20 protein-coding genes are annotated in these 22457 nt (G+C 73.5%); 7 read left to right on the forward strand and 13 right to left on the reverse strand.

Annotated elements, in window-relative coordinates:
- Positions 1-21: 21 nt before the first annotated feature.
- The 6 genes from ACIBTU_RS17215 to bla form a co-directional block, all read right to left on the reverse strand.
- Positions 22-1392 carry an NtaA/DmoA family FMN-dependent monooxygenase gene (locus ACIBTU_RS17215; RefSeq protein ID WP_399127051.1) on the reverse strand — a complete coding sequence of 457 codons (1371 nt, stop codon included), beginning with the start codon at positions 1390-1392 and terminating at the stop codon, positions 22-24.
- Between the two features lie 21 nt (positions 1393-1413).
- A complete protein-coding gene (locus ACIBTU_RS17220; protein ID WP_399127052.1) occupies positions 1414-2622 on the reverse strand; it encodes an LLM class flavin-dependent oxidoreductase in 1209 nt (402 codons plus the stop codon).
- 45 nt (positions 2623-2667) lie between these two features.
- Positions 2668-2892: a putative leader peptide gene (locus tag ACIBTU_RS17225; RefSeq protein ID WP_399127053.1), complete on the reverse strand. Its 225-nt coding sequence runs from the start codon at positions 2890-2892 to the stop codon at positions 2668-2670.
- Positions 2893-2925: 33 nt separating this feature from the next.
- Positions 2926-3204 (reverse strand): hypothetical protein, encoded by a 279-nt coding sequence (locus ACIBTU_RS17230; RefSeq protein ID WP_399127054.1) that lies wholly within the window; start codon positions 3202-3204, stop codon positions 2926-2928.
- Positions 3201-3920, reverse strand: coding sequence for an HNH endonuclease family protein (locus ACIBTU_RS17235; protein WP_399127055.1), 720 nt, complete (start codon positions 3918-3920; stop codon positions 3201-3203). Before ACIBTU_RS17235 ends, ACIBTU_RS17230 begins: the two co-directional genes overlap by 4 nt.
- A gap of 175 nt (positions 3921-4095) precedes the next feature.
- Positions 4096-5097 (reverse strand): class A beta-lactamase, encoded by a 1002-nt coding sequence (bla, locus tag ACIBTU_RS17240; RefSeq protein ID WP_399127056.1) that lies wholly within the window; start codon positions 5095-5097, stop codon positions 4096-4098.
- A 134-nt stretch (positions 5098-5231) separates the two neighbouring features.
- Between bla and ACIBTU_RS17245 the strand changes: the two genes are divergently transcribed.
- Together ACIBTU_RS17245 and ACIBTU_RS17250 are read left to right on the forward strand one after the other, a co-directional pair.
- The gene (locus ACIBTU_RS17245; protein WP_399127057.1) at positions 5232-6098 is read left to right on the forward strand and encodes a LysR family transcriptional regulator; all 867 of its coding nucleotides are present in this window, start codon (positions 5232-5234) and stop codon (positions 6096-6098) included.
- Positions 6095-7009 carry a serine hydrolase gene (locus ACIBTU_RS17250; protein WP_399127058.1) on the forward strand — a complete coding sequence of 305 codons (915 nt, stop codon included), beginning with the start codon at positions 6095-6097 and terminating at the stop codon, positions 7007-7009. The genes ACIBTU_RS17245 and ACIBTU_RS17250 overlap by 4 nt, the downstream gene beginning before the upstream one ends.
- 321 nt (positions 7010-7330) lie before the next feature.
- Here ACIBTU_RS17250 and ACIBTU_RS17255 read toward each other — a convergent pair whose 3' ends face one another.
- The 3 genes from ACIBTU_RS17255 to ACIBTU_RS17265 all read right to left on the reverse strand — a co-directional run bounded on the left by ACIBTU_RS17255 (position 7331) and on the right by ACIBTU_RS17265 (position 10908).
- Entirely contained in the window at positions 7331-8014 is a 684-nt protein-coding gene (locus tag ACIBTU_RS17255; RefSeq protein ID WP_399127059.1) for a lysophospholipid acyltransferase family protein, read from the reverse strand.
- A 141-nt stretch (positions 8015-8155) separates the two neighbouring features.
- Positions 8156-8563: a hypothetical protein gene (locus ACIBTU_RS17260; protein ID WP_399127060.1), complete on the reverse strand. Its 408-nt coding sequence runs from the start codon at positions 8561-8563 to the stop codon at positions 8156-8158.
- 140 nt (positions 8564-8703) lie between these two features.
- Positions 8704-10908, reverse strand: coding sequence for an MMPL family transporter (locus ACIBTU_RS17265; protein WP_399127061.1), 2205 nt, complete (start codon positions 10906-10908; stop codon positions 8704-8706).
- Between the two features lie 416 nt (positions 10909-11324).
- Between ACIBTU_RS17265 and ACIBTU_RS17270 the strand changes: the two genes are divergently transcribed.
- The gene (locus ACIBTU_RS17270; RefSeq protein ID WP_399127062.1) at positions 11325-12488 is read left to right on the forward strand and encodes an alpha-hydroxy-acid oxidizing protein; all 1164 of its coding nucleotides are present in this window, start codon (positions 11325-11327) and stop codon (positions 12486-12488) included.
- On the opposite strand, the gene ACIBTU_RS17275 is transcribed toward ACIBTU_RS17270, so the two are convergent.
- Both ACIBTU_RS17275 and ACIBTU_RS17280 read right to left on the reverse strand, forming a co-directional pair.
- Entirely contained in the window at positions 12469-12987 is a 519-nt protein-coding gene (locus ACIBTU_RS17275; RefSeq protein WP_399127063.1) for a flavoprotein, read from the reverse strand. The genes ACIBTU_RS17270 and ACIBTU_RS17275 overlap by 20 nt on opposite strands.
- Complete coding sequence (locus ACIBTU_RS17280) at positions 12980-13840, reverse strand: N-formylglutamate amidohydrolase (RefSeq protein WP_399127064.1); 861 nt, start codon at positions 13838-13840, stop codon at positions 12980-12982. The genes ACIBTU_RS17275 and ACIBTU_RS17280 overlap by 8 nt, the downstream gene beginning before the upstream one ends.
- Before the next feature lie 113 nt (positions 13841-13953).
- On the opposite strand from ACIBTU_RS17280, the gene ACIBTU_RS17285 reads away from it, so the two are divergent.
- A complete protein-coding gene (locus tag ACIBTU_RS17285; RefSeq protein WP_399127371.1) occupies positions 13954-14244 on the forward strand; it encodes a tetratricopeptide repeat protein in 291 nt (96 codons plus the stop codon).
- A gap of 449 nt (positions 14245-14693) precedes the next feature.
- Complete coding sequence (locus ACIBTU_RS17290; RefSeq protein WP_399127372.1) at positions 14694-15857, forward strand: methyltransferase; 1164 nt, start codon at positions 14694-14696, stop codon at positions 15855-15857.
- A gap of 31 nt (positions 15858-15888) precedes the next feature.
- Here ACIBTU_RS17290 and ACIBTU_RS17295 read toward each other — a convergent pair whose 3' ends face one another.
- Positions 15889-16338, reverse strand: a complete 450-nt coding sequence (locus tag ACIBTU_RS17295) for a MarR family winged helix-turn-helix transcriptional regulator (protein ID WP_399127065.1) — start codon at positions 16336-16338, stop codon at positions 15889-15891.
- Positions 16339-16418: 80 nt separating this feature from the next.
- Between ACIBTU_RS17295 and ACIBTU_RS17300 the strand changes: the two genes are divergently transcribed.
- The gene (locus ACIBTU_RS17300; RefSeq protein ID WP_399127066.1) at positions 16419-16871 is read left to right on the forward strand and encodes a hypothetical protein; all 453 of its coding nucleotides are present in this window, start codon (positions 16419-16421) and stop codon (positions 16869-16871) included.
- Complete coding sequence (locus ACIBTU_RS17305; RefSeq protein WP_399127067.1) at positions 16868-18454, forward strand: multicopper oxidase family protein; 1587 nt, start codon at positions 16868-16870, stop codon at positions 18452-18454. Before ACIBTU_RS17300 ends, ACIBTU_RS17305 begins: the two co-directional genes overlap by 4 nt.
- 90 nt (positions 18455-18544) lie before the next feature.
- Here ACIBTU_RS17305 and ACIBTU_RS17310 read toward each other — a convergent pair whose 3' ends face one another.
- On the reverse strand, positions 18545-22255 hold the full coding sequence (locus ACIBTU_RS17310) for a S8 family peptidase (protein ID WP_399127068.1): 3711 nt from the start codon (positions 22253-22255) through the stop codon (positions 18545-18547).
- Positions 22256-22457: the final 202 nt, after the last annotated feature.

The raw sequence follows: 22457 nt of genomic DNA on the forward strand, positions 1-22457 counted from the left end.
TGAGAGTCGAGAACGTACGGCTCAGGCGGCCCGTGCGGCCCCGGACCCGTCGGGGTGCTCGAGCCCCAGGTGGTGCCGGAGCGTCGGCCCCTCGTACTCCGTGCGGAAGACGCCCCGCTCCTGGAGCAGCGGCACGACCCGGTCGGCGAACTCGTCGAGTCCACCGGGCGTCAGGTGCGGTACGAGGATGAATCCGTCGGCGGCGTCGGCCTGGACGAGCGCGTCGATGCTCCGCGCGATCGTCTCCGGCGAGCCGACGAAGTTCTGCCGGTTGCCGGTGTTGATGACGAGGTCGCGGATCGACCAGCCGTGCGCGGCGGCCCGCTCGCGCCACTCGCGGGCGGTGGCCAACGGGTCCCGGTACATGCGGACCTGGGCCCGGCCCTCGGCAATGTGCCCGTCGCCGACCAGCGGGTCGATGTCGGGCAGCGGGCCGTCGGGGTCGTACCCGGACAGGTCCCGGTTCCAGACGAACTCCAGGTGGCGCAGGGCGGTGGCGCCGCTGACCTGCTGCCGGCGCACCTCGCGCGCCAGCTCCTCGGCCTCGGCGTCGGTGTCGCCGAGCACGAAGGTGGCGGCGGGCAGGATCTTGAGCTGCTCGGGGCGGCGGCCGTACCGGGCGAGCCGGCGCTTGACGTCGGCGTAGAAGGCCCGGCCCTCGTCCAGGGTCGCGTACCGGCTGAAGATCGCGTCGGCGTCGGAGGCGGCGAACTCGCGGCCCTCGTCGGAGTCCCCGGCCTGGAAGATCACCGGTCGGCCCTGGGGCGAGCGCGGGACGTCGAACCGGCCCTGGATGTCGAAGTGCTTGCCGGAGTGCACGAACGCGCCGGCCTTCGCGTCGCCCAGGAAGGTCCCGGTCGCCGGGTCGGCGAGGATCTCGTCGCCGCGCCAGGAGTCGAAGAGTTCGTGCGCGGTGGCGAGGAACTCGGCGGCGCGCGTGTACCGCTCCTCCTGCGGCAGGAAGCCGCCGCGCCGGAAGTTCTCGCCGGTGAAGGCGTCCCAGGAGGTGACGACGTTCCAGGCGGCGCGGCCGTCCGTCAGATGGTCGAGGCTGGCGAACTGGCGGGCCACCTCGTACGGCTCGTTGAAGGTGGAGTTGATCGTGCCGGTCAGGCCGAGGTGTTCGGTGACGGCGGCGAGCGCGGCCAGGACGGTGAAGGTGTCGGGGCGGCCGACGACGTCCAGGTCGTAGATCTCCCCCGCGTGTTCGCGCAGCCTCAGGCCCTCGGCGAGGAACAAAAAGTCGAACTTGGCGCGTTCGGCGGTGCGCGCGAAGTGGGTGAAGGAACGGAAGTCGATGTGACTGCCGGCCCGGGGGTCGCTCCACACCGTGGTGTTGTTGACGCCGGGGAAGTGGGCGGCCAGATGGATCTGCTTCTGCGGCTTGCTCATGGCGTGCGGTCTCCGTCCGGCTCAGGCGGCGGTCGTGGCGTAGCGGTTGGCGGGGCGGGCGAGCCCGAGCAGGCCGCGCAGGGTGTCGGCCTCGTAGGCGCGGCGGAAGACGCCGCGGTGCTGGAGCTCGGGCACGAGGCCGCGGGAGATCGCGGGCAGGTCGTGGCCGAGCACGGCGGGCCGCAGCCGGAACCCGGACAGGCCGGCCACCCGCAACTCCTCCAGCCTGTCGGCCAGTTGGGCGGGCGTGCCGGTGAAGACGGGGGCGTCGCTGGTGTACGGGGCTCCGGCGGCGGCGTCCAGCCGGGCCAGCCGGTCGCGGGCCGCGCGCTCCGTCTCGTCCAGGAGCACGACGATGTCGCCGAAGACGTGCAGGGGTTCGCCCGCGCGGCCCGCCGCCTCCTGCTCGGCGCGGATCTCGGCGACGATCGCCCGTGCCTGCCCGGCGTCGTGTGCGGTGACGTAGCCGATGTCGGCCTGGCGGGCGATGAGCCGGTAGGGGACGGTCTGGTGGCCGAGGGCGGTGACGACGGGCTGGCCCTGGGGCGGACGCGGCGTGATGGAGGGGCCGCGCACGCTGAAGCGGCGGCCCTCGAAGTCGATGGGGTGCAGCCGGTCCCGGTCGATGAAGCGGCCGGTGGCGGCGTCCCTGATCTCGGCGCCGTCCTCCCAGCTGTCCCAGAGCCGGCGCAGCACCTCGGTGTAGTCGGCGGCCTCGTCGAAGAGGTCGGTGACGAGGTCCTGGGCGGCCGGGCTGTCGTAGGCGTCGATGGGCTCGATCGTGCGGCGGCCGAAGTGCGCGGCCTCGTGGGGGCGGGCGGTGATCTGCACGCGGACGCCGGCCCGGCCGGAGCTGACGTGGTCGAGGGTGGCGATGGCCTTGGAGAGGTGGAACGGCTCGGTGTGGGTGACCACCGCCGTCGGCACGAGGCCGATGTGCCGGGTGAGCGGGGCGACGCGCGCGGCGGTCAGGACCGCGTCGAGCCGGCCGCGGACCTGGTCGGTGCGGTCGTCGGGCTCCAGGAAGTGGCTGGACTGGAGGCCGAGTCCGTCCTCGATGGTGACGAGGTCGAGCAGCCCGTGCTCGGCCTCGGTGACGAGGTCGGCCCAGTAGCGGGCGGTGAACAGCTCGCGGGGCCGGGCGGCCGGCTCGTGCCAGGACGCGGGGTGCCAGCCGGTGCCGTCGAGCGCGACGGCGAGGTGCAGCGGTGCGGAGGGTGTTGAGGACACGGGTGTGCCTTCCTGAGGTCCGGGAGTTCGGGTTCCGGGTGCGGCTCAGGAAGGACAGAGCGCGGCGGCCACGCGCTGGAGGTCGATGTACGGGCGGGTGTACAGGAGGACGCGCCGGCCGGGATTCACCGTGCGAGGCGCGGGCGCGCTGTCGACGTCGTGTCGCACGCGTCTCCCCCCTCCGCCCCGAACCGGCCTGCCCGTCATGTCTAACAGGACTCGGGGGCGTGGTGCGTTGCGGCAGCGTGAAATCGTTCGGGGCGGCAGCATGAAAAGTCGTTCAGGCCCGCAGCGTCAATTCGTTCAGGCCCGGGCGGCGCCGCCGCTCTCCACCCGTGCGACGAGCCGCTCGTGCAGCGCCGCGAGGCCGTCCGGCGGTACGGGAACCGGGCTGCCGGTCAGCGTGTACCACTCGTCGGCGTCCGTGTACTGGATCTCTACGCGGGCCGTACCGTCCGCCGCCGGGACGGTGGCCAGCGTGACGTCACCGGTGATGACGCCGACCTCGTCCGTCATCGCGCCACCGGGCCCCGCCGCGAGAGTGCTGACGATCCGTCCGTCGTCCGCGGCACCGGCCGTCATGAGCAGGTGTCCAGCATCTCGGTGAGGGTGTTCTTCTCGGCCTCGGTGACGGTGAGCGCGTAGGTCGCCTTCACCGCGGTCCACGAGCGGGCGTACGCGCACCAGTAGGACTTGGCCGGCGGCTGCCACTCGTCGGGGCCCTGGTCGCCCTTGGAGCGGTTCGACGCGGCGGACACCGACAGGAGCTGCGGGTGCGTCAGGTCGTTGGCGAAGGTCCTGCGCTCGTCCTGCGTCCACTTCGAGGCGCCCGAACGCCAGGCGTTGGCGAGCGGCACGGTGTGGTCGATGTCGAGGCCGGACGCCTCCGTGAAGGTCTTGTCGTCGTAGACGCTGACCCAGGTGCCGGACACGGCACGGCACTCGGCGTCCTTCTTGACGTCCTTGCCGTCGCGGGCGAGCACGGTCTCCCGGGTGTTGCAGTCCTCGCCCTGCTCGGCCCAGTGCGGGAACTTGGACCGGCTGTAGCCCGACATCGAGCCGTGCGGGCCGACCTTCAGGGTCGTGAGCAGCTGCCGGGCCCGCTGGGCCGTCGGCATGCCCGGGAGGGTGCCGGTGGCCTCGGGCGCGCCCGCGGCGCCGCTCTCCTGCGGGGCGCTCGCCCCGGCCGCCGGGGTCGCCGACCCGTCCGCGTCGTCCTGCTGCGCCGCGCAGCCGCCCGCCGCGAGCACGGCCAGCAGACCCAATCCGGCACTCCACCACCGCGTCTGACGCCCCATGACCCGCCCTTTTCCTTTTCGCCGCACTCCGTACTCCGCGCACTCTAGGCGGAGAAACGTCTCGGCAGGGGCGTCTCGACGGCAGCTTCACGCGCGGACGGGCGATGTTCACCACCGTTCCGTACGGGCCGAACGCGCGCGCGAGGCGCGGGACGGCCCGTCGTCGGAGCGAAGGTCAGGCGCCGGGCACGAGGTGCTCCGCCACGATGCGGGCGGCGTCGGCGACAAGCTGGTTCTGCGAGGGGCCCTCGGGGGCGTACGTCGTGGACAGGACGGACAGGACGATCGGCGCGCGGCCGGGCGGCCGGACGACGCCCACGTCGTTGGCGACGCCGTAGTCCGAGCCGCCGCCGGTCTTGTCCGCGAGCACCCAGTCGGCGGGCAGACCCGCGCGGAAGCGTGCCTTGTTGGTCGAGTTGGCGACGAGCCAGCCGGTGAGGAGGTCGCGGTCGTCCGGTGCGAGGGCCTTGCCGACGACGAGTCGCGCGTACGTGAGGCCGGCGGCGTGCGGGGTCGTGATGTCGGTACGGCGCCAGGGCTCGGCGGAGTTGAGCTGGGGCTCCCAGCGGTCGAGGCGGGTGATGTCGTCGCCGATCGAACGGCAGAAGCGGGTGACGGCGGTCGGGCCGCCGAGCTCGCGGAGCAGCACGTTGGCGGCGGCGTTGTCGCTCTCGCTGACGGCGGCGGCGCACAGCTCGGCGACGGTGAGGCCGCCCGCGACGTTCTCGGGCCGGCCGGTGACGGGTGCGTAGCCCGCCTTGTCTACGTCGTCCTGCGTGTAGTGCAGGCGCCGGGCGAGGTACGTGCCGTCGTGGTCGAGGTCGCGCAGGACGGCGGCCGCGGCGATGCCCTTGAACACGGAGCAGACGGGAAAGCGTTCGCCGGCGCGGTGACGGACGGTGCGGCCCGTGCCGAGGTCGTGGGCGTAGACGCCGAGCCGGGCCGCGTACCGGCGCTCCAGCGCGCGCAGCCGGCCGGTGACAGAGGCGCCGGGCGGGGTCGTCACCGTCTTCGCGCCCGTCTTCGTGCCCGTCTTCGTGCCCGTCTTCGTGCCCGTCTTCGTGCCGGGGACGGTGGCCGAGGCGGCGCCGCTCGCGCTGAGGGTGGCCGCCAGGGCCGTGCCCGCGCCGAGGGCGAGGATCGCGCGGCGGGAGGGGGACGTGACGGTGGGCTCCAAGGTCGGTCTCCTCTGGGTCGTGCGGTGCGGGGCCGGACCCCCTGGAGTCAACCCGGCGCCGGACGCCCATGTCGAATACGCTGTCACCCTCGTACCGATTCACAACTCATATCGCCGCACGCCACAGGAGTGGAATGCTGACGGAACGGCATCTGGAGATCTTCGTCGCGCTGGCCGAGGAGGAGCATTTCGGTGCCGCCGCGCAGCGGGTGGGGATCACGCAGCCGCCGCTGTCGCAGGGGCTGCGCCGGCTCGAGGCGCTGCTCGGGGTGCGGCTGTTCGACCGCGACCGGGGTGTCGCGCTGACCGACGAGGGCGCGCTGCTGCTGCCGCACGCCCGGCGGGCGCTCGCGGCGCTGGCGCGGCTGCGGGAGATCGGCGCCCGTGAGCAGGCCGACGGGCGGCGGCTGCGGCTCGGTTTCGCGCCCGAGGTGCCGGCCGCGCTCGCGGCGGCGGTGGCTGCGGCGCCCGGGCGGGGCGGGGAACGGCCCCGGCTCGCCGTGTCGACCGCGCCCACGACGACGCTCCTGTCCGAACTCTCCGCAGGCCGGCTCGACGTGGCGGTGGTCCGGCATCCGGCGGTGCTCGACGGTCTGGCGGCCGGCGAGGTGGTGCTGGCACCGACCTGGGTGCTCTCCCCCGAGGAGCCGCGGGGCGGCGGGTCGGCGCTGCGGCTGCCCGTCGCGGTGCGGCCGCGCGAGGACGCGCCCGCGGCGCACGACCTGTTCGTCGACACGCTGGCCAGCCGGGGCCGTGCGGTGGAGACGGTCGTGATCTCCGACGAGCGGGCGGGGCTCGCCCTCGTCGCGGCCGGTCAGGCCGTCCTGGTCACCGCCGACCGGACGCTCGCCGCGGCGGGTGTGGCGCGGCGTCCGGCGGACGATCCGGCGCTGCCGTTGCGGTTGCGGGTGGTGTGGGATCCGCGGGGGCCGGCCGCCGCGGAGACGGCGGCCACGGCGCGGCTGCTCGTGGACGCGCTGGCGCGGGAGGCGGCGCTGTGAGCGCGGGGCGCCGGCACGGCGATGTGACGCGCACGCTGCGGGAGTTGTTCGCGGACGCGGGGGTGCGGGGCTGGCTGCACGTGGCGGACCTGCGCCGGCCCGAGGCGGCCGTGACGCTCGACCCGGACGAGCGGCTGCCGATCGCCTCCGTCTACAAGGTGCCGCTGATGGTGGCGTTCTGCCGGCTCGCCGACGCGGGCACGCTCGATCCGACGGAACGGGTGACGCTGGACCCGGCGCGGCGCGTGGCGGGGCCGACGGGGCTCTCCCTCCTGCGCGACCCGGTGTCCATGTCGCTGCGGGACCTCGTCGTGATGATGATGACGGTGTCCGACAACACGGCGGCCGACGCGGTGCTCCGCGCGGTGGGCCCGGCCGTCGTCGACGAGATCTGCGGCGAACTGGGGCTGCCCGACACCCAGGTGCGCGGCGGCGTCACCAACACCTGGGCCCGGCTGGTGGAGGAGACCGGCGCCGGGTCGCTGAGCGCGGCGATGCGGCGCCTGTCCAGCAACGACGCGACGGTCCCCGAGGACGTCTACGACCCGGCCCGCAAGTCCTCCTCCACACCCGCCGACATCGCGCGCCTCCTCCACGCGATCTGGACGGACCGCGCGGCGTCGCCGGAACGCTGCGCGTTCATGCGCGAGGTGATGGGCCGCCAGGCCTGGCACCACCGGCTCGCCTCCGGATTCCCGTACGACGGTGTACGGGTGGCGGGCAAGACCGGCACGCTCGGCTCCCTGCGCCACGAGGCCGGGGTCGTCGAACTCGACGACGGCACCGCGTACACGGCCGTGATCTTCACGCAGGCAGCACGAGCCGACAGCGTCCTGCCCCGGGCGGACGCGGTGATCGGCGCGGCGGCACGCTTGGCGGTAGAGGCGCTCCGCTCCGCGGAGGGCGTCTGAGGAGCCGGGCGGTGCCGCCACATCTCACCTGGTGCCGCCTACCTGTGCGGGATGCGGGGCTGTACCCGATCAGCGACTCCGTCGCGGGGCGCGACCAACCGGGCCCCTGGGGCGCACGAAGTGTGCCTTCCAGGGGCGCGGGGCTGTACCCGATCAGCGACTCCGCCGCGGGGCGCGACCAACCGGACCCCTGGGGCGCACGAAGTGTGCCTTCCAGGGGCGCGGGGAACTGCGCGAGAAGCCCCACCGGGCGGCACCCGGCGACGATCCCCATCCCCTACGGCGGGGGCCGAACGCGTCACGCCCCCGGAGGGGGCGGCGCTAAATCCCGTCACCCCGCACCACCCGCCCACCCCCCACCGAATCGAGCCGCCCCACCGCCACCCGCCACGCCGCGATCACCGCCTCCCGGGCCCGCTCCGTGCGGGTCACCCGGTCACCGCCGGCCAGGCGAAGCGCGGGCCCCGCGTGGACATGGAGGGCGGGGCGGCGGAGCGGCGCCGTGGCGAGGCCCGCGAGTTGCTTGGCGGCCCCGCCCGAGACGAGGCGCCGCGATCCGGCCTGGCCCAGCGGGACGACCGGCGCACCGGTGCGTTCGGCGAGACGGGACAGGCCACTGCGGAACGCACCCGGTTCCGCCTCCCCCGCGTCGCGGCGCCGCGGCAGCCCGCCCTCGGCGTAGATGAGGACGGAGCGCCCGCTGTCGAGGGCCGCGGCGGCGAGATCGAGGGAGCGGCCCGCGCGGGCGTCTGCGCGGTGCACCGGAATGTGTCCCTCGCGGGTGAGGGCGCCCCCGAGCACCGGTATCCGCCACAGCCCGGCGGCCGCCATCACGGCGGGCTCCGCGCCGAGCCGGTGCAGGGCGGCGAGGACGACGGCAGGGTCGGCGGTCGAGGTGTGGTTGGCGACGAAGATGCTGCCGGGGGCGAACTCGGCGCCGTCGTCGGCGCTCACGGTCAACCGTCCGGCGGCGGGCACCAGGACGTCGGCGAGGCGGCTGAGCATGAGGTCTCCACAGGTCATCGGGCTGGTCGACCCCCATCGTCCGACCCCGAACCCCCCGCCGCCTGAGCCCCCGTACTCAACCCCGCTACTCACCCCGCCGGCCACCTACCAGGCGCTGCCGCCCAGGCGCTTCCGCCCGGGTCACATGCGCCGGACGACCACCATCGCGACGAGCAGCACGGTCGCCCCCGCGCTCATCCCGTGCGCGACGACCGCGGCGAGCGGAAAGTGCCGCTCGGCCGTGCCCGCCTGGGAGTGCCGCCCGGAACTGGGCAGCCAGCGCAGCAGCATCGTGAACCCGAGCGCGGCGACGACCAGGACGACGGCGCAGGCGGCCCAGGCCGAACTGCGCGCGTCGCCTATCAGGAACACCCCCCACGCGACGAGCCCGCCGACGGCGAGCACGACGTGCCCGAGCACGAGCCAGAGCGGCAGCCGGGTCACCCCCGGCGTGCGCTGGCGCAGCCCCCCGTTGCGCACCCACACGGTGGCGAGATAGCTCCCGAGCGCCGCCGTCACCAGCCATGCGCACAGCACGAAGACCCGCATACGCTCCCCCTGGATTTCCCCGGGCGCCCCGATACCGTCCCGAGCGCTCTCGGTCCAGCACAGCGCAGTCCAGGGGGAGCTGACGGACATCCATTCACCAATTCACTCGTTGGCGTGAATGTGCGGGCTTCCCTCGCGCGTCAGCCGCGCACGGGTTCGAACTCCCGCTCCTCCGTGGCGGGTTCGGCCGCGGCCAGGTCCCGGTGCAGCTTCTCGCCCTCGACGTCGACGTTCGGCAGCAGCCGGTCGAGCCACTTGGGGAGCCACCACGCGGACCGGCCGAGCAGCGCCATGACCGCGGGCACGATCGCCATGCGGACCACGAACGCGTCGAAGAGGACGGCCACGGCCAGGCCGAAGCCCATCATCTTGATCATGTCGTCGTTCTCCAGGATGAAGCCGGAGAAGACGCTGATCATGATGATCGCGGCGGCGCCGACGACCCGCCCGCCGTGCCGGAAGCCGGTCACGACCGCCTGCCCGGGCCGCGCCCCGTGGACGTACGCCTCCCGCATCCGGGTCACGAGGAACACCTCGTAGTCCATGGCGAGACCGAAGACCACGCCGATCATGAAGATGGGCATCATCGACATGATCGGGCCGGGCTGGTCGACGCCCACGATGTCCGCGAGCCAGCCCCACTGGAAGACCGCGACGACCGCGCCGAGCGCCGCCGCCACCGAGAGCAGGAAGCCGAGCGCCGCCTTCAGCGGGACCAGGACCGAGCGGAACACGAGCATCAGGAGCAGGAACGCCAGGCCGACGACGAGCAGCAGGTACGGGACGAGGGCGTCGTCGAGGGTCTGCGAGAAGTCGATCGTCATGGCGGTCTGGCCGGTGACGAGCACCTCGGAGGAGGTGTCCGCCGACCAGTCGCCCGCGTCAGCGCGGATCGTCCTGACGAGTTCCTCGGTGGCGTGGTCGCTGGGGCCCGTGGTCGGGACGACGGTGAGGATGGCGGTGTCGCCCGCCTCGTTGACCTGGGCCGGGGTGACGGCGGCGACGCCCTCGACCTTGCCGAGCGAGGTGCTGACGGTCTTCGCCGCGGCGGCCGCGTCGCTGCCGTCGACGGTCACCATCAGCGGGCCGTTGAACCCGGCGCCGAAGGACTCGGACAGCATGTCGTACGCCTTGCGCTGGGTGCTGTCCGGCGCCGAGGAGCCCTCGTCGGGCAGGCCGAGTTCGAGGCTCGCGGCCGGGACGGCGACCGCGCCGAGGCCGAGGACGGCGACGAGGAGCACGGCGAGCGGCCGGCGCAGCACGAACCGGGACCAGCGGGTGCCGAGGTTCGGCCTGCCCTCGCCCGGAACCTGCGCGGGTGCCTTGCGGTCCTTGCGGCGCAGCACCTTGCGGCCGGCGAAGCCGAGCAGCGCGGGGATCATGGTGAGGGCGATGAGGACGGCGATCGCGACGGTGGCGGCCGCGGCCAGGCCCATCTTGGTGAGGATCGGGATGTTGACGACGGACAGGCCCGCGAGGGCGACGATGACGGTGAGTCCGGCGAACACGACGGCGGAGCCGGCCGTGCCGACCGCGCGGCCCGCGGCCTCCTCGCCCTTGCGGCCCTCGGCGAGTTCCGCTCGGTACCGGGAGACGATGAACAGGGCGTAGTCGATACCGACCGCGAGGCCGATCATCATCGCGAGGGTGGACGTCGTGCCGGAGAGGTTGAGGACGCTGCCGAGCGCGGCGATGCCGGAGACGCCGATGCCGACCCCGATGATCGCGGTGAGCAGCGGCATGCCGGCGGCGACGAGCGAGCCGAAGGTGATCAGGAGGACGACGGCGGAGACGGCGATGCCGATCATCTCGGCGCTGCCGCCCATCTCCTGCTCGGCCTGCACGGCGTCACCGCCGGACTCGACCGTGAAGCCGTCGGCGCGGGCCTCGTCGGTGGCCTTGGTCAGGGCGTCGTGCGCGGCGTCGGTCAGCTCGGTCCCGGGGACCTTGTAGGAGACGGACGCGTAGGCGGTCGTGCCGTCCTTGCTGACGGCGTTCGCCTTGAACGGGTCGGCGACGGAGGCGACCTGCGGGCCGGCGCCGAGCGCCTTGACCAGCTGCTGGACCTCGGTCTTCTGCGCGGGGTCGGTGAGCTTCTCGCCCTGCGGGGCGCGGATCACGACGCGGGCCGTCGCACCCTCCGCGGTCGCGGCCGGGAACTTCTCCTCGAGCAGGTCGAAGGCCTTCTGCGACTCGGTCCCCGGCATGGAGAAGGTGTCGGCGGGCGGGGCGGGCGCGGCCGACGAGGCGAAGCCGATCCCGCCGAGCAGCAGCACCCACAGGAGGGCGACGTAACGGCGGCGTCGGAAGGACAGCCGCCCTAGTTTGTACAGGAAGGTAGCCACGGCGAAAGGGACTCCCGTCGGGGATGGAAGAGGCAGGATCGACCGTCCGACGGTGCGTCGTCGCACGTCAGAGTGGTCGGCAGGATCGTGCTTCCATCGTCACCGCTGCCGGGGCCCGATCCGTCAGCCTGCGGGGCGGAGTCCGAGCCCGCGCTCGGCGTAGACACCGGTGGGGTGTGTCATCCCCGGGGAGGAGTCGTGGTGGATACGTGTAGACCCCCCGAATCTGGTACGGGCCCCTCGCCCGCTCCCGTGGGTGTAGCCCTCTTGGCCCGGGCCGGGTCGTCCTGGCAGATTGGGCCCGCCGTGCCCGTACTCGGATCCGACGTCAACTTCAGAGCCCACCGACTTCGCGACCCTTCCGGTCTCGCGCCCCTCCCGACCTCACAGACGTGCCGACTTCACAAAGGTGGACCATGAGCCCGCAGTTCGGTGACTACCAGTTCGAGATCTATCTGAACGGGCTGCGCGGGGTGACGCCCACGCTGCCCATGGACTGGGCCTCCTTGGAGCAGCGGGCGCAGGCCGCGATGCCGGCCTCGATCTGGTCCTACGTGGCTGGTGGCGCCGGCGACGAGCACACCCAGCGGGCCAACGTCCGGGCCTTCGAGCGGTACGGGCTGATGCCCCGGATGCTGGTGGGCGCCGCGCGGCGCGACCTGTCGGTGGACCTGTTCGGGCTGCGCCTGGAGTCGCCGCTGTTCATGGCGCCGGTCGGGGTGATCGGCCTGTGCGCCCAGGACGGGCACGGGGACCTGGCGACGGCGCGGGCGGCGGCCCGTACGGGGGTGCCGATGGTGGCGTCCACGCTGTCGGTCGACCCGATGGAGGACGTGGCCGCGGAGTTCGGCGACACCCCGGGCTTCTTCCAGCTCTACACGCCCACCGACCGGGAGCTCGCCGAGAGCCTCGTGAAGCGGGCCGAGGCCGCCGGGTTCAAGGGCATCGTCGTCACCCTCGACACCTGGGTCACCGGCTGGCGCCCTCGCGACCTGTCGACCTCCAACTTCCCGCAGCTGCGCGGCCATTGCCTGGCCAACTACACGTCCGACCCGCGCTTCAGGGAGCTTCAGCCGTCGACGGCTACGGACGACGTCGTCGGCACCTGGGCCGGCGTCTTCGGCAACCCCCTCACCTGGGACGACCTGCCGTGGCTGCGCTCCCTCACCGATCTGCCGCTGATCCTCAAGGGCCTGTGTCACCCCGAGGACGTGCGCCGGGCCCGGGACGGTGGCGTCGACGGCATCTACTGCTCCAACCACGGCGGCCGCCAGGCCAACGGCGGGCTGCCCGCGCTCGACGCGCTGCCCGGAGTCGTCGAGGCCGCCGACGGGCTGCCGGTGCTCTTCGACTCCGGGGTGCGCTCGGGCGCGGACGTGGTCAAGGCGCTGGCGCTGGGCGCGACCGCGGTGGGCGTCGGCCGCCCGTACGCGTACGGGCTGGCGGTCGGCGGTGAGGACGGGCTCGTGCACGTCCTGCGGTCGCTGCTCGCGGAGGCCGATCTGACGATGGCCGTGGACGGCTACCCGTCGCTCGCCGACCTCACCCCGGAGTCCCTCGTCACCGTCCCACGCGTCTGACCGGGAGCCGTGCGAGGGCGGCGCGGGCCGCGTCCCAGCCGAAGTCGCCCTCGGCGAACCGCACGCCCATGTCGCGCAGCCGCCGCACGCTCGCCTCGTACGCGGGGTGCTTCGCCAGCGGTCCGTTCACGCTGGGCAGGGCGAGGACGGGGACGCCCGCGCCGTACGCCTCGCAGAGCGTCGCCACGGCGAGGGTGTCCGCGATGCCGCCCGCCCACTTGTTGAGGGTGTTGAAGGTCGCGGGGACGACGACCATCGCGTCGGCGGGCGGGAACGGACGCGGGTCGGCCGGGGTGCGCCACTCCGAGCGGACCGGGCGCCCGGTGCGGGCCACGACGTCGTCCACGTCGAAGAACTGGCTGCCGAGGGCGGTGGGCGTCGCGATGACGCCGACCTCCCAGCCGAGGTCCTGCGCGGCGCCGATGAGTCCGCCGACCCCGTCGGCGGCCCCGGCCGCGCACACGACCACGTAGAGAAAGGGCGCGTCCGCCTCAGCCACGCCCCTCCCCCTCCGTCATCTCTGTTGCCATCCCTGTTGCCTCTGCGACGAAGGCGGCGAGCGCGGCGGCGGCCAGGTCCAGGCCGTCGTGCGGGGTGACGGGCTCGTCGAGATAGGTGTCCCGGCGCAACTCCAGCATCAGGGCGCTCACTCTCGGGTCGGTGCGGAAGTGGCGCAGGGGGACGTAGACGCCGGCGAACGGGGTGTCGAGCGCGCTCTCGCCCAGCGGGGCGAAGGCCTTGCGGGCGAGGTCGGTCAGGGCGGCGGGCGTGTGGAAGGGGTCCGTGCCGAGGCACACGGGTGGGCGCGGGTCCGTGCCGTGGAGTTCGTAGGGCAGGGCGCGGCTCGGGTAGGAGTGGACGTCGACGATCACGGCGCGGCCGGTCGCGGCGAGCCGGTCGTCCACGGCGCGGGTCATCGCCTCGGCGTAGGGGGTGAAGTACGTGTCGAGGAGCGCGGCCTCGTCGGCGGGCGGTTCGGGGCGCAGCGGTGCGCGGTGTGTTGTGCGGGTGTAGACGGCGCCCATGCCGACGGCGCGCATCTCCTCGCGTTCGTCGGGGAACCGTTCGGGGTCGACGACGAGGCGCGAGCGTTCGTTGACGAGCATCCACGGGGCCGGGGCCCGGGTCGCTGCCACCGCCCGCTCGGCGAGGGTCGCCGTGTGCGCGTCCGTGATGAGGTCCAACTCCCGTTCCAGCTGCGCGTCATCGAGCAGCAGGCCCCTCCTGACCTGGGGCGGGACGGCGCGGGAGCCGTGCGGGACGTGCAGGATGACCGGCGACTGCGGGCTGCCCGGGACCAGCCGGAACGCGGGCCCGCAGCCGTCGGGCACTGAGGTGTCCATGATTGCCATGCCGGGGAATATGCCCGGCCGGGGCCTGGTTGAGGCGGTCAGGCAAGGAGGAAACAGTGGAGCAGAAGTACTACGAGCACGGATCGGCCGCGGAGCGGTGGGAGCGTGCGCAGATGTTCTTCGACGCGAAGGAGTACACGACCGCGGCGAAGATCCTCGAGGGGCTCGTCGAGGAGGTCCCGGAGCAGTCCGGACCGCGTCTCCTGCTGGCCCGTTCCTACTACCACTCGGCCCAGCTGCGCCGCGCCGAGACGGAGCTGCGCGAGATCGTCGAGCGCGACCCGGTCGAGCACTACGCCCGCCTGATGCTGGGCCGCACGCTCGAGCGCCAGGGCCGCGACGCCGAGGCGGCCCCCCACCTGAAGATGGCGTCGGCCCTCGCGGGCGACTTCCCGGAATCCTGACCCGGCGCCTCCCTCGCCGGCGGGACGCGATCAACATGCCCCCTGGGCAGCACGAAGTGCACCCCAGGGGGCATGTAGCTATGTCCACATCAGCGCTTCCGTCGCGGGGGCGCGGGGCTGTACCCAATCAGCGACTCCATCGCGGGGCGCGACCAGCGGGGCCCCTGGGGCGCACGAAGTGTGCCTTCCAGGGGCGCGGGGAACTGCGCGAGCAACCACGACGACGCGGCACCCGAAGCCGACCCTCGACCCCTACGGCGGCGGCGCCGTAGCCGAGGCCGACCGAATCGCGCACCCGGCACCGCACCGCACCGGCCCACGGCGAATGCCCCCGACGGAGCCGAAGCAGCCCCGCCCCATCAGGCCCGCCCAAGCCAGCGCAGCGCCTCCGTTAGCCTTGCCGGACGATGAACCGCACCGATCAGCCCACCCCCGCCCCCACCCCCGCACTGCCCACCCCCTGGGGCGACCTGGACCTCACCCGCTACCCCGCGGACCCCCGCGACCGCCTCCGCGCCTGGGACGCCGCCGACGCCTATCTGCTCCGGCACCTCGCCGCCGCGGGCACCGACCTGTCGGGCTCCGTGGCCGTCCTCGGCGACCGCTGGGGCGCCCTCGGTACGGCCCTGGCCGGCGCCCCCGACTGCGCACCGGCACTGATCACGGACTCGTACCTGGGCGAGCGCGCCGCGCAGGAGAACCTGCACCGGCACGCCCGGACAGGCGCCCGCCCCCTCACGACCCAGGACGCCCCGCCGGAGCGGATCGACGTGCTGATCGTCCGGGTCCCCAAGAGCCTCGCGCTCCTGGAGGACCAGCTGCACCGGCTGCGTCCCGCCCTGCACGCGGGGAGCGTCGTGGTCGGCACGGGCATGGTCAAGGAGATCCACACCTCGACCCTCCAACTGTTCGAGCGGATCATCGGCCCGACCCGCACCTCGCTCGCCGAGCAGAAGGCCCGGCTGATCTTCACGACGCCCGACCCGACCCTGGAGCCCGGCCCGAACCCGTGGCCGTACCGCTACGCACTACCGGGCGACCTCGGGATCCTCGCGGGCCGCACGGTGGAGAACCACGCCGGGGTGTTCTGCGCGGACCGCCTCGACATCGGCACCCGGTTCTTCCTGAAGCACCTCCCCGAGGGCACGGCCGCGCGCCGCATCGTCGACCTGGGCTGCGGCAACGGCGTGGTGGGCACGGCGGCCGCGCTCACGCACCCGGACGCGGAGGTGCTGTTCACGGACGAGTCGCACCAGGCCCGCGCCTCCGCGGAGGCGACGTACGCGCTGAACGCCGCGGACCGGCCGGGTCCGGCCGAGTTCCGGGTGGGCGACGGGCTCGCCGGTGTGCCCGAGGGCAGCGTGGACCTCGTCCTGAACAATCCGCCGTTCCACTCGCACCAGGCGACGACCGACGCGACGGCGCTGCGCATGTTCGCGCAGGCGCGCGACGCGCTCGCCCCCGGCGGCGAGCTGTGGGTGGTCGGCAACCGCCACCTCGGCTACCACGTGAAGCTGCGCCGCCTGTTCGGCGGCAGCGAACTCGTGGCGAGCGACCCGAAGTTCGTGATCCTCAAGGCGACGAAGCGCGCCCCGCGCAAGGGCCGCGCCTGACCCCAAGGACGCCACGAGGCCGGGCGCGAGGTCAGCCGGCCGGCTCGTCGGTGGGCGCGTAGGCGAAGCGCACGACCATCGAGCGGAACAAGTCCCGCTCCTCGGGCGTGAAGCACGCGGTCACCCGCTCCTCCGTGCGCGTGACCGCCGCCGCGACCTGGTCGTACATCGCCCGGCCCGCGTCCGTCACCACGATGGCGTGGGCCCTGCGGTCCGTCGGGTGCGCTTCGCGGCGCACCAGGCCGCGCGCCTCGAGCGCGTCGAGCGTGCGGACCATCATGGACTTGTCCACCCCCATGCTGTCCACGAGTTGGCGCTGCGTCTGCATCCCGAGCAGGCAGATGTGCAGCAGGATCCCGGCGTGGTGGTTCTCCAGCTCCAACGGCGCCAGCTCCTTTGAGAAGAGGCGCGCCGCCCGGAGGTGGGCGTGACGAAGGGCCAGGCCCAGGGACGGCTGCTGCGAGGCGGGGGTCTCGTTCATCGAATCCAGTATAGGGGTGCGCAAGACAGTCTCATATGAGACTGTCTCTCCTGACACGACATTCGCTCTGGGGGTACGCCATGTCGCTCCAACCTGCCCGCCCGCGTTGGCCGTTGGTCACGCTGCGGGTCACCGCCGCGCTCGTCGCCCTGCTCGCGCTGGCGCAGCCGTTCCTGGCCGGGGGGCTCCTGCAGGGGTTCTACACACTGCTCGACGCGCACGAGATGGCCGCGATGATCCTCGGGACGGTCGTCCTGCTCGCCGTCGCGGCCGCGTTGCTCGTCTGGCGCCTCGGCGGTGGGCCCGGCACGTTCGCCGTCCGCTACACGATCCTGCTCGTCCTGTGCGTGGCGCAGATCGGCCTCGGGTACAGCCGCGTGCTGATCCTGCACGTCCCGCTCGGTGTCGGCATCTTCGTGATGGCCGAGAAGTTCGTCGCCGACGTCTTCCGCCACAAGCCCGGGGCCGAGCCCACCCCCGCGCCCGGCGCCGACGCGGCCCCCTCCACCGAACCGGCCGGAGCCCAGGCATGAGCGGAGCCAACGTCTGGAGCCGGCGCCGGTTCCTCGGCGTGGGCACGGCGGGCCTCCTGGGCGCCGGAGGCGTCGCGGTCGGCCTGCCCGCGCTCGGTGCGCTGATCCCCACCGGACAGCCCGGCCTGCTGCTGCGCAGCCAGGTCCCGCTGCCCGAGCGGTACGCGGCGCGGCTGCCGCTCCCGCCCGTGCTCCGGCCGACCCGCACCGACGGCACCACCGACCACTACGAGATCACCGCCCGTCCGGGGCTGGCCCGGCTGGCGCCGGGCCACGACACCGCGGTCTGGGGCTACGAGGGCCTGTTCCCCGGCCCGACGATCGAGTCGCGCTCGGGACGCCGGACGGTGGTCACCCACCGCAACGAACTGCCGCGCCCGACCGTCGTGCACCTGCACGGCGGCCACACGCCGCAGGCCTCCGACGGCTACCCGACGGACCAGATCGCCCCGCTCGGCGGCGGCGCGGCAGGGCACCACGCGGGCGGGACGCACGGGATGCCGGGCATGGGCCGGCCGAGGCTCCGGCCCGAGCGCGTCTACGACTACCCGATGAACCAGCGGGCCGCGACGCTCTGGTACCACGACCACACGATGGGCTTCACCGGTCCGAACGTGTACCGGGGGCTGGCCGGCTTCCATCTGGTCCGCGACGACGAGGAGGAGGCGCTCGGCCTGCCGCACGGCCCGCGGGAGCTGCCGCTGATGATCGCGGACCGCTCGTTCGCCGCCGACGGCTCCTTCGCCTACCCCGCACCGGGCTCGCACGGGGCCGAACCCGGTGTCGAGGACGCCTGCATGAACGGCGTGCTGGGCGACGTCGTCCTCGTGAACGGCGCACCGTGGCCGGTCGCCCAGGTGGACCGCGCCCGCCACCGGCTGCGCATCCTCAACGCCTCCAACGCGCGCCGCTACCGGCTGGAGCTGGACCCTCAACCTCCCGGCGGCGGGGGGCTGTTGCAGATCGGCTCCGACGGCGGACTGCTGGAGCGCCCGGTCGCGCACGACGCCGTCGAACTGGCCCCGGCCGAACGCTTCGACGTGGTGGTCGACTTCGCCCGCTACCCGGCCGGCAGCAGGGTGCGGCTGGTCAACCGGCTGGGCAGCGGGGGCACGGCCGAGGTCATGCGCTTCGACATCGGCACGGCCCGGGTGCGGGACGACTCCCGGGCGCCCCGCGGCAGGCTGGCCGAGGTGGAGAGGCTGGACCCGACCAAGGCCGTGGCCACCCGGACCTTCGTCTTCCAGAAGTCGGAGAAGAACTGGACGATCAACGGCCAGGACTACCGGCCCGGCCGTTCGCTGGCCGCGCCGAAGCTCGGGAAGGTGGAGATCTGGCGGTTCGTCACCGACTTCCACCACCCGGTCCACCTGCATCTGGACCCGTTCCAGGTGATCAGCCGCGACGGGGCCGCTCCCGGGACGTTCGACGCGGGCTGGAAGGACACCGTCGACGTGCTGCCCGCCCAGGGCGTCGAGGTGGCGGTCCGCTTCACCGACTACGCGGGCCGGTTCCTGCTGCACTGCCACAACCTCGAGCACGAGGACATGGCGATGATGGCGGAGTTCGTCACCGAGCGGTGAGCGGTGAGCAGGGCGAGGCCGGTCGCCGTCATCAATACGTGACGGCGACCGGCCCTGGCGAAAAGGGAAAACCGCGCTAACTCACTGAACTCACCGTGCTCGCATACCGCACCAGATGTCGGTGCAGCCCGAGTTGTACGCCTTGATCAGCGTCTCCGTGAGGGAGGCGCCGGTCTCGTCGGTGACGGTGGTGCGCAGGGACACCTTGGCCGTTCCGGCGGCGGGCACGGTGACCTTCCACCGGTCGCCGTCGCGCCGGGCGTCCGCCGCCCGCCAGGTGGCTCCGTCGTCGGTCGACCAGGAGACCTTGAGCGAGGTCACGTTCCCGGGACGGGTGCCGGCCTGGCTGCCGACGGTGACCGCGTAGCCGAACTCCTCGTCCGGTTCAGCGGTGTTGAGCCGGTCGAGCGGAGTGTCGTAGGCGAGGTCGAGGAGGGGCAGCGGGGACGCATCCCGCTCATGGTGCGAGCGGACACGCCATTCCTCGGTGACGCGGTTGCCGAGGGTCCAGGTGACCTCGTCCCGCGCCTGACGGCGGGCGTCGACGGTGAGCCGGTACCAGCGGTCGTCGCGCGGCAGGTCGAACACCGCGCTGCCCGGCCGGTCGTTGCTGTCGAGGACCTTGCCCCGGTCGTCCGCGAGAACGGTCGAGCCGGTGTCGGCCTCGGGGGTGTACTCCGAGTGGTGCCCGGCCGCGTCGGAGAAGACCGGCAGGTCGACCCGCAGCTTGTCACCGTCCCGGACGACGTTCCGCCCGCTGCCCAGTTCGGCGTTGAACGGCGCGGCCATCCAACTCTCCTTGTAGGTACGGCCCTTGGTGTACGTGGTCGGGTCGGTGACCTGGGTGCCGAGCGGGTACGGGAACTCGCCGACGTCGAACTGGTAGTGGAAGGTGGCCATGGTCCAGGGCACGCCGGGCGACACGTAGACCTGCTGGTCGGCGGGGGCGAGGAAGCGGGTGGTCTGCTGGATCAGGCGGACGCCGCGCCAGGTCGTCCACGCGTACAGGTTCTTGGGGTCGTACGCGTAGCCGTGGGTGTTCTCCCGGGTGTCGACGCGGGCCAGGTCGGCGCGCCGGTCGTACCAGTCGGCGCCCGCGGGCAGCGTGTCGTCCTGGTGGTGGAAGAGGAAGTAGGCGGTCGGTGAGGTGTCGACGCCTTCGACGGTGAGGGTGAGCGGTCCCTCGGCGAGCCGGTCCTCCAGGAGCGGGACGGACTCCTCGTTCAGTTGCGCCAGCGGGGTCGGCTCGTAGACCGACACGCCGTACCCGCGGATCATGATGAGGGCGACACCCGCGTCGGTGAGTCTGCGGTAGATGGCGTTGTTCGTCTCCCAGCTGCCGCTCGACCGCCACAGGACGATCTTGCCGTCGAGGTCCTTGCCCGCGAGGTCCGCGTCGCTCCCGGTGCCGATGTCGACGACCTCGGCGGTGATCTTCCCGGTCCAGCGGTAGATGCTGTACTGGGAGAGCTGGAGGCCCAACTCCTGGGGTGTGCCGCCGGGTTCACGGGCGTCGATCTCGCGCTGCTGCCAGCTGGTACCGGCGAAGAAGCGCATCCCGTCGAAGGTCTCGCCGGTCTTCGTGGGGACGACCTCGACCTTGTACGGGCCGGCGGCGCTGGGGGCGATCAGGCCGGTGGAGGCGCCGTCGGGGGTGGAGGTGCCGATGCCGGTGGCGCCGGTGGTCGTGGTGCGGACCCCGTCGTCGTCGACCCCGATCCGGACGGGCTTCGCGCCGTCGGTGCGGACGGTGGCGGAGGCGTCGTCGTCGAGGGTGACGCGCTGCGCGTAGTGGATCGCGGTGCTCGCGACGGTGGTGCGGCCGACGCGGTCGAACTCCCAGACGCTGCCGAAGAGCCGGTAGGTGCCGCGCGGCAGGCTGACCTTGCGCGCGGTGGTGCCGTTGAGGCTCGTCATGGTGGTGGCGCCGGTCTTCTCGTTCTGCAGGACGACGCCGGTCGAGGTGGCGTCGGTGCCCGGGCGCGGGGCGGGGCCGGTCAGGGTGAGGGTGCGGGCGTCGTCCGGCGCGGTGATCGACACCGGGACGCGGACCGTGCCGCGGCCGGGCGCCTCGGCGGTGACGGCGCCGCCGTAGGAGCGGCCGGCCTCGGCGCGGGCCAGGTCGAGCGTGACGTCGGTGGTGGCGTCCGCGCGGGCCGGGACGGTCACCTTCGCGTCGGGGACGCCGATCAGGTCGCCGTGCGCGCCGACGGTCAGCGTGACGGGCTTGTCGCTCGCGTTGTGCCAGGTGACGGTGCGGGTCACGGCGCTGTCCGTGGCGCGGGCGGCCAGGGTGGCGGGCTCGGCGGTGACCTGGGCGGCGGACGCGGCCGGTACGTCGACGAGGCCGGCGCCGGTCTCGTCGACGGTGGTCCCGGACACGGGTGCGGCGGAGCCGACGAGGGCCGCCTTCAGCCGCTGTCCGCTCAAGTCGGGGTGCTGCTGGCGCAGCAGGGCGGCGGCGCCCGCGACGTGCGGGGTCGCCATCGACGTACCGGACAGGGACGCGTACCGGTCGCTGACCGCGCTGTCCTCGAGGGTTCCGGCGGCGCGGGCGGCGACGATGGCGCTGCCGGGCGCGGATATCTCGGGCTTGACGGCCCAGCGGCCCTGGCGCGGGCCGCGCGAGGAGAACGCGGACAGGCCGCCCTGCTTGGTGACGGAGCCGACGGTGAGGGCGGAGTCGGCGGCGCCGGGCGCGCCGATCGTCCGGTCGCCCGTGTTGCCCGCGGCGATCACGAACAGCGGGCCGTCTCCGGCGGAGAGCCGGTCGACGGCGCTGGACAGGGCGTCGGTGCCGTCGGACGCGCCGGACTTGCCGAGGCTCATGGAGACGATGTCGGCGTCCTGGGCGGCGGCCCATTCCATGCCGGCGAGGATCCACGAGTCGTAGCCGTAGCCGCTGTCATCGAGGACCTTCCCCTCCAGAAGGTCGGCACCGGGGGCGACGCCGGCGTAGCGGCCGCCGGACGCGACGCCGGTGCCGGCGACCGTCGAGGAGACGTGAGTGCCGTGGCCCTGGCGGTCCTGGATGCCGTCGCCGGTGAAGTCGGCCTCGGCGGCGACGCGGCCTTTCAGGTCGGGGTGCCCGGTGTCGTAGCCGGTGTCGAGGACGGCGACCTTGACGCCCTTGCCGTCGACGCCTCGGCGGTGCGCCTCGTCGGCGCCTATCTGCGGCACGGACTCGTCGAGGGTCGCCTTGACGCGTCCGTCGAGCCAGACCTTGCCGATGCCCGCCTCTTCGGCGGCGGACGCGGTGGCGAGCTCCCGCCAGACGTCGCCGGCCCTCTTCTTCGGCACCTTGAGGACGGCCGTCCTGGTCTTCTTGAACTCCTTGGCCAGGGTGGCGTGTTCGGGAGCTTCGGGTCCGCCCGCGACGCGGGACGCGTCGCCGACGACCAGGCGGAGGGTGCCGGAGTCGTCGTCCGCGTATCCGTCCGCGACGAGGGTCGTGACGTCGAACAGGCGGCGGTCGACGCGGCCGTCGGCGATCTGTCCGGCGGCGTCGATCGGCACGGCGTACTCGTGGCCGTCGAGGTGGTAGCGGGTGAAGCCCATGCCGGAGCGGCCGGGGCCCGGCACGATGCGTTCGATGCGCGGCCCGCCGCCCGCCCGATCGCTCGCGTAGTGGACGACGTCTCCCGTGACGAGGGTGACGCGGCGGGTGGCCGCTCCGGACTGCGCGGTGGCCGCGGGATCGCTGAACGTCACTTCCTGGCCCGCGCCTCGGGCGGTTCCGGGCAGGACTCCCCCGAGCACGGCCGCGACGAGCACGGCGGCGCCGGCCGCTCTGCGCCGCACCCCGTTCCCGCCCGCCGCTCTCACTGCCCTGATCGGTCTGATGGGCCTGATGGGTCCGATGGGTCTACTGGGTCTGCTGGGTCTGCTGGGTCTGCTGTTGGGCACGCGGATTCCTCCCCGGTCCGACGCTGAAGACCCAGCGAACGATGACAGGAGGCGGGGCCGAGGGGTCCGCCGAGGACGCGGCGGGAAGGCGCCGTGG

It is taken from the genome of Streptomyces sp. NPDC050145 (assembly GCF_044460245.1).
In the GTDB taxonomy this organism is placed as follows: Bacteria; Actinomycetota; Actinomycetes; order Streptomycetales; family Streptomycetaceae; genus Streptomyces.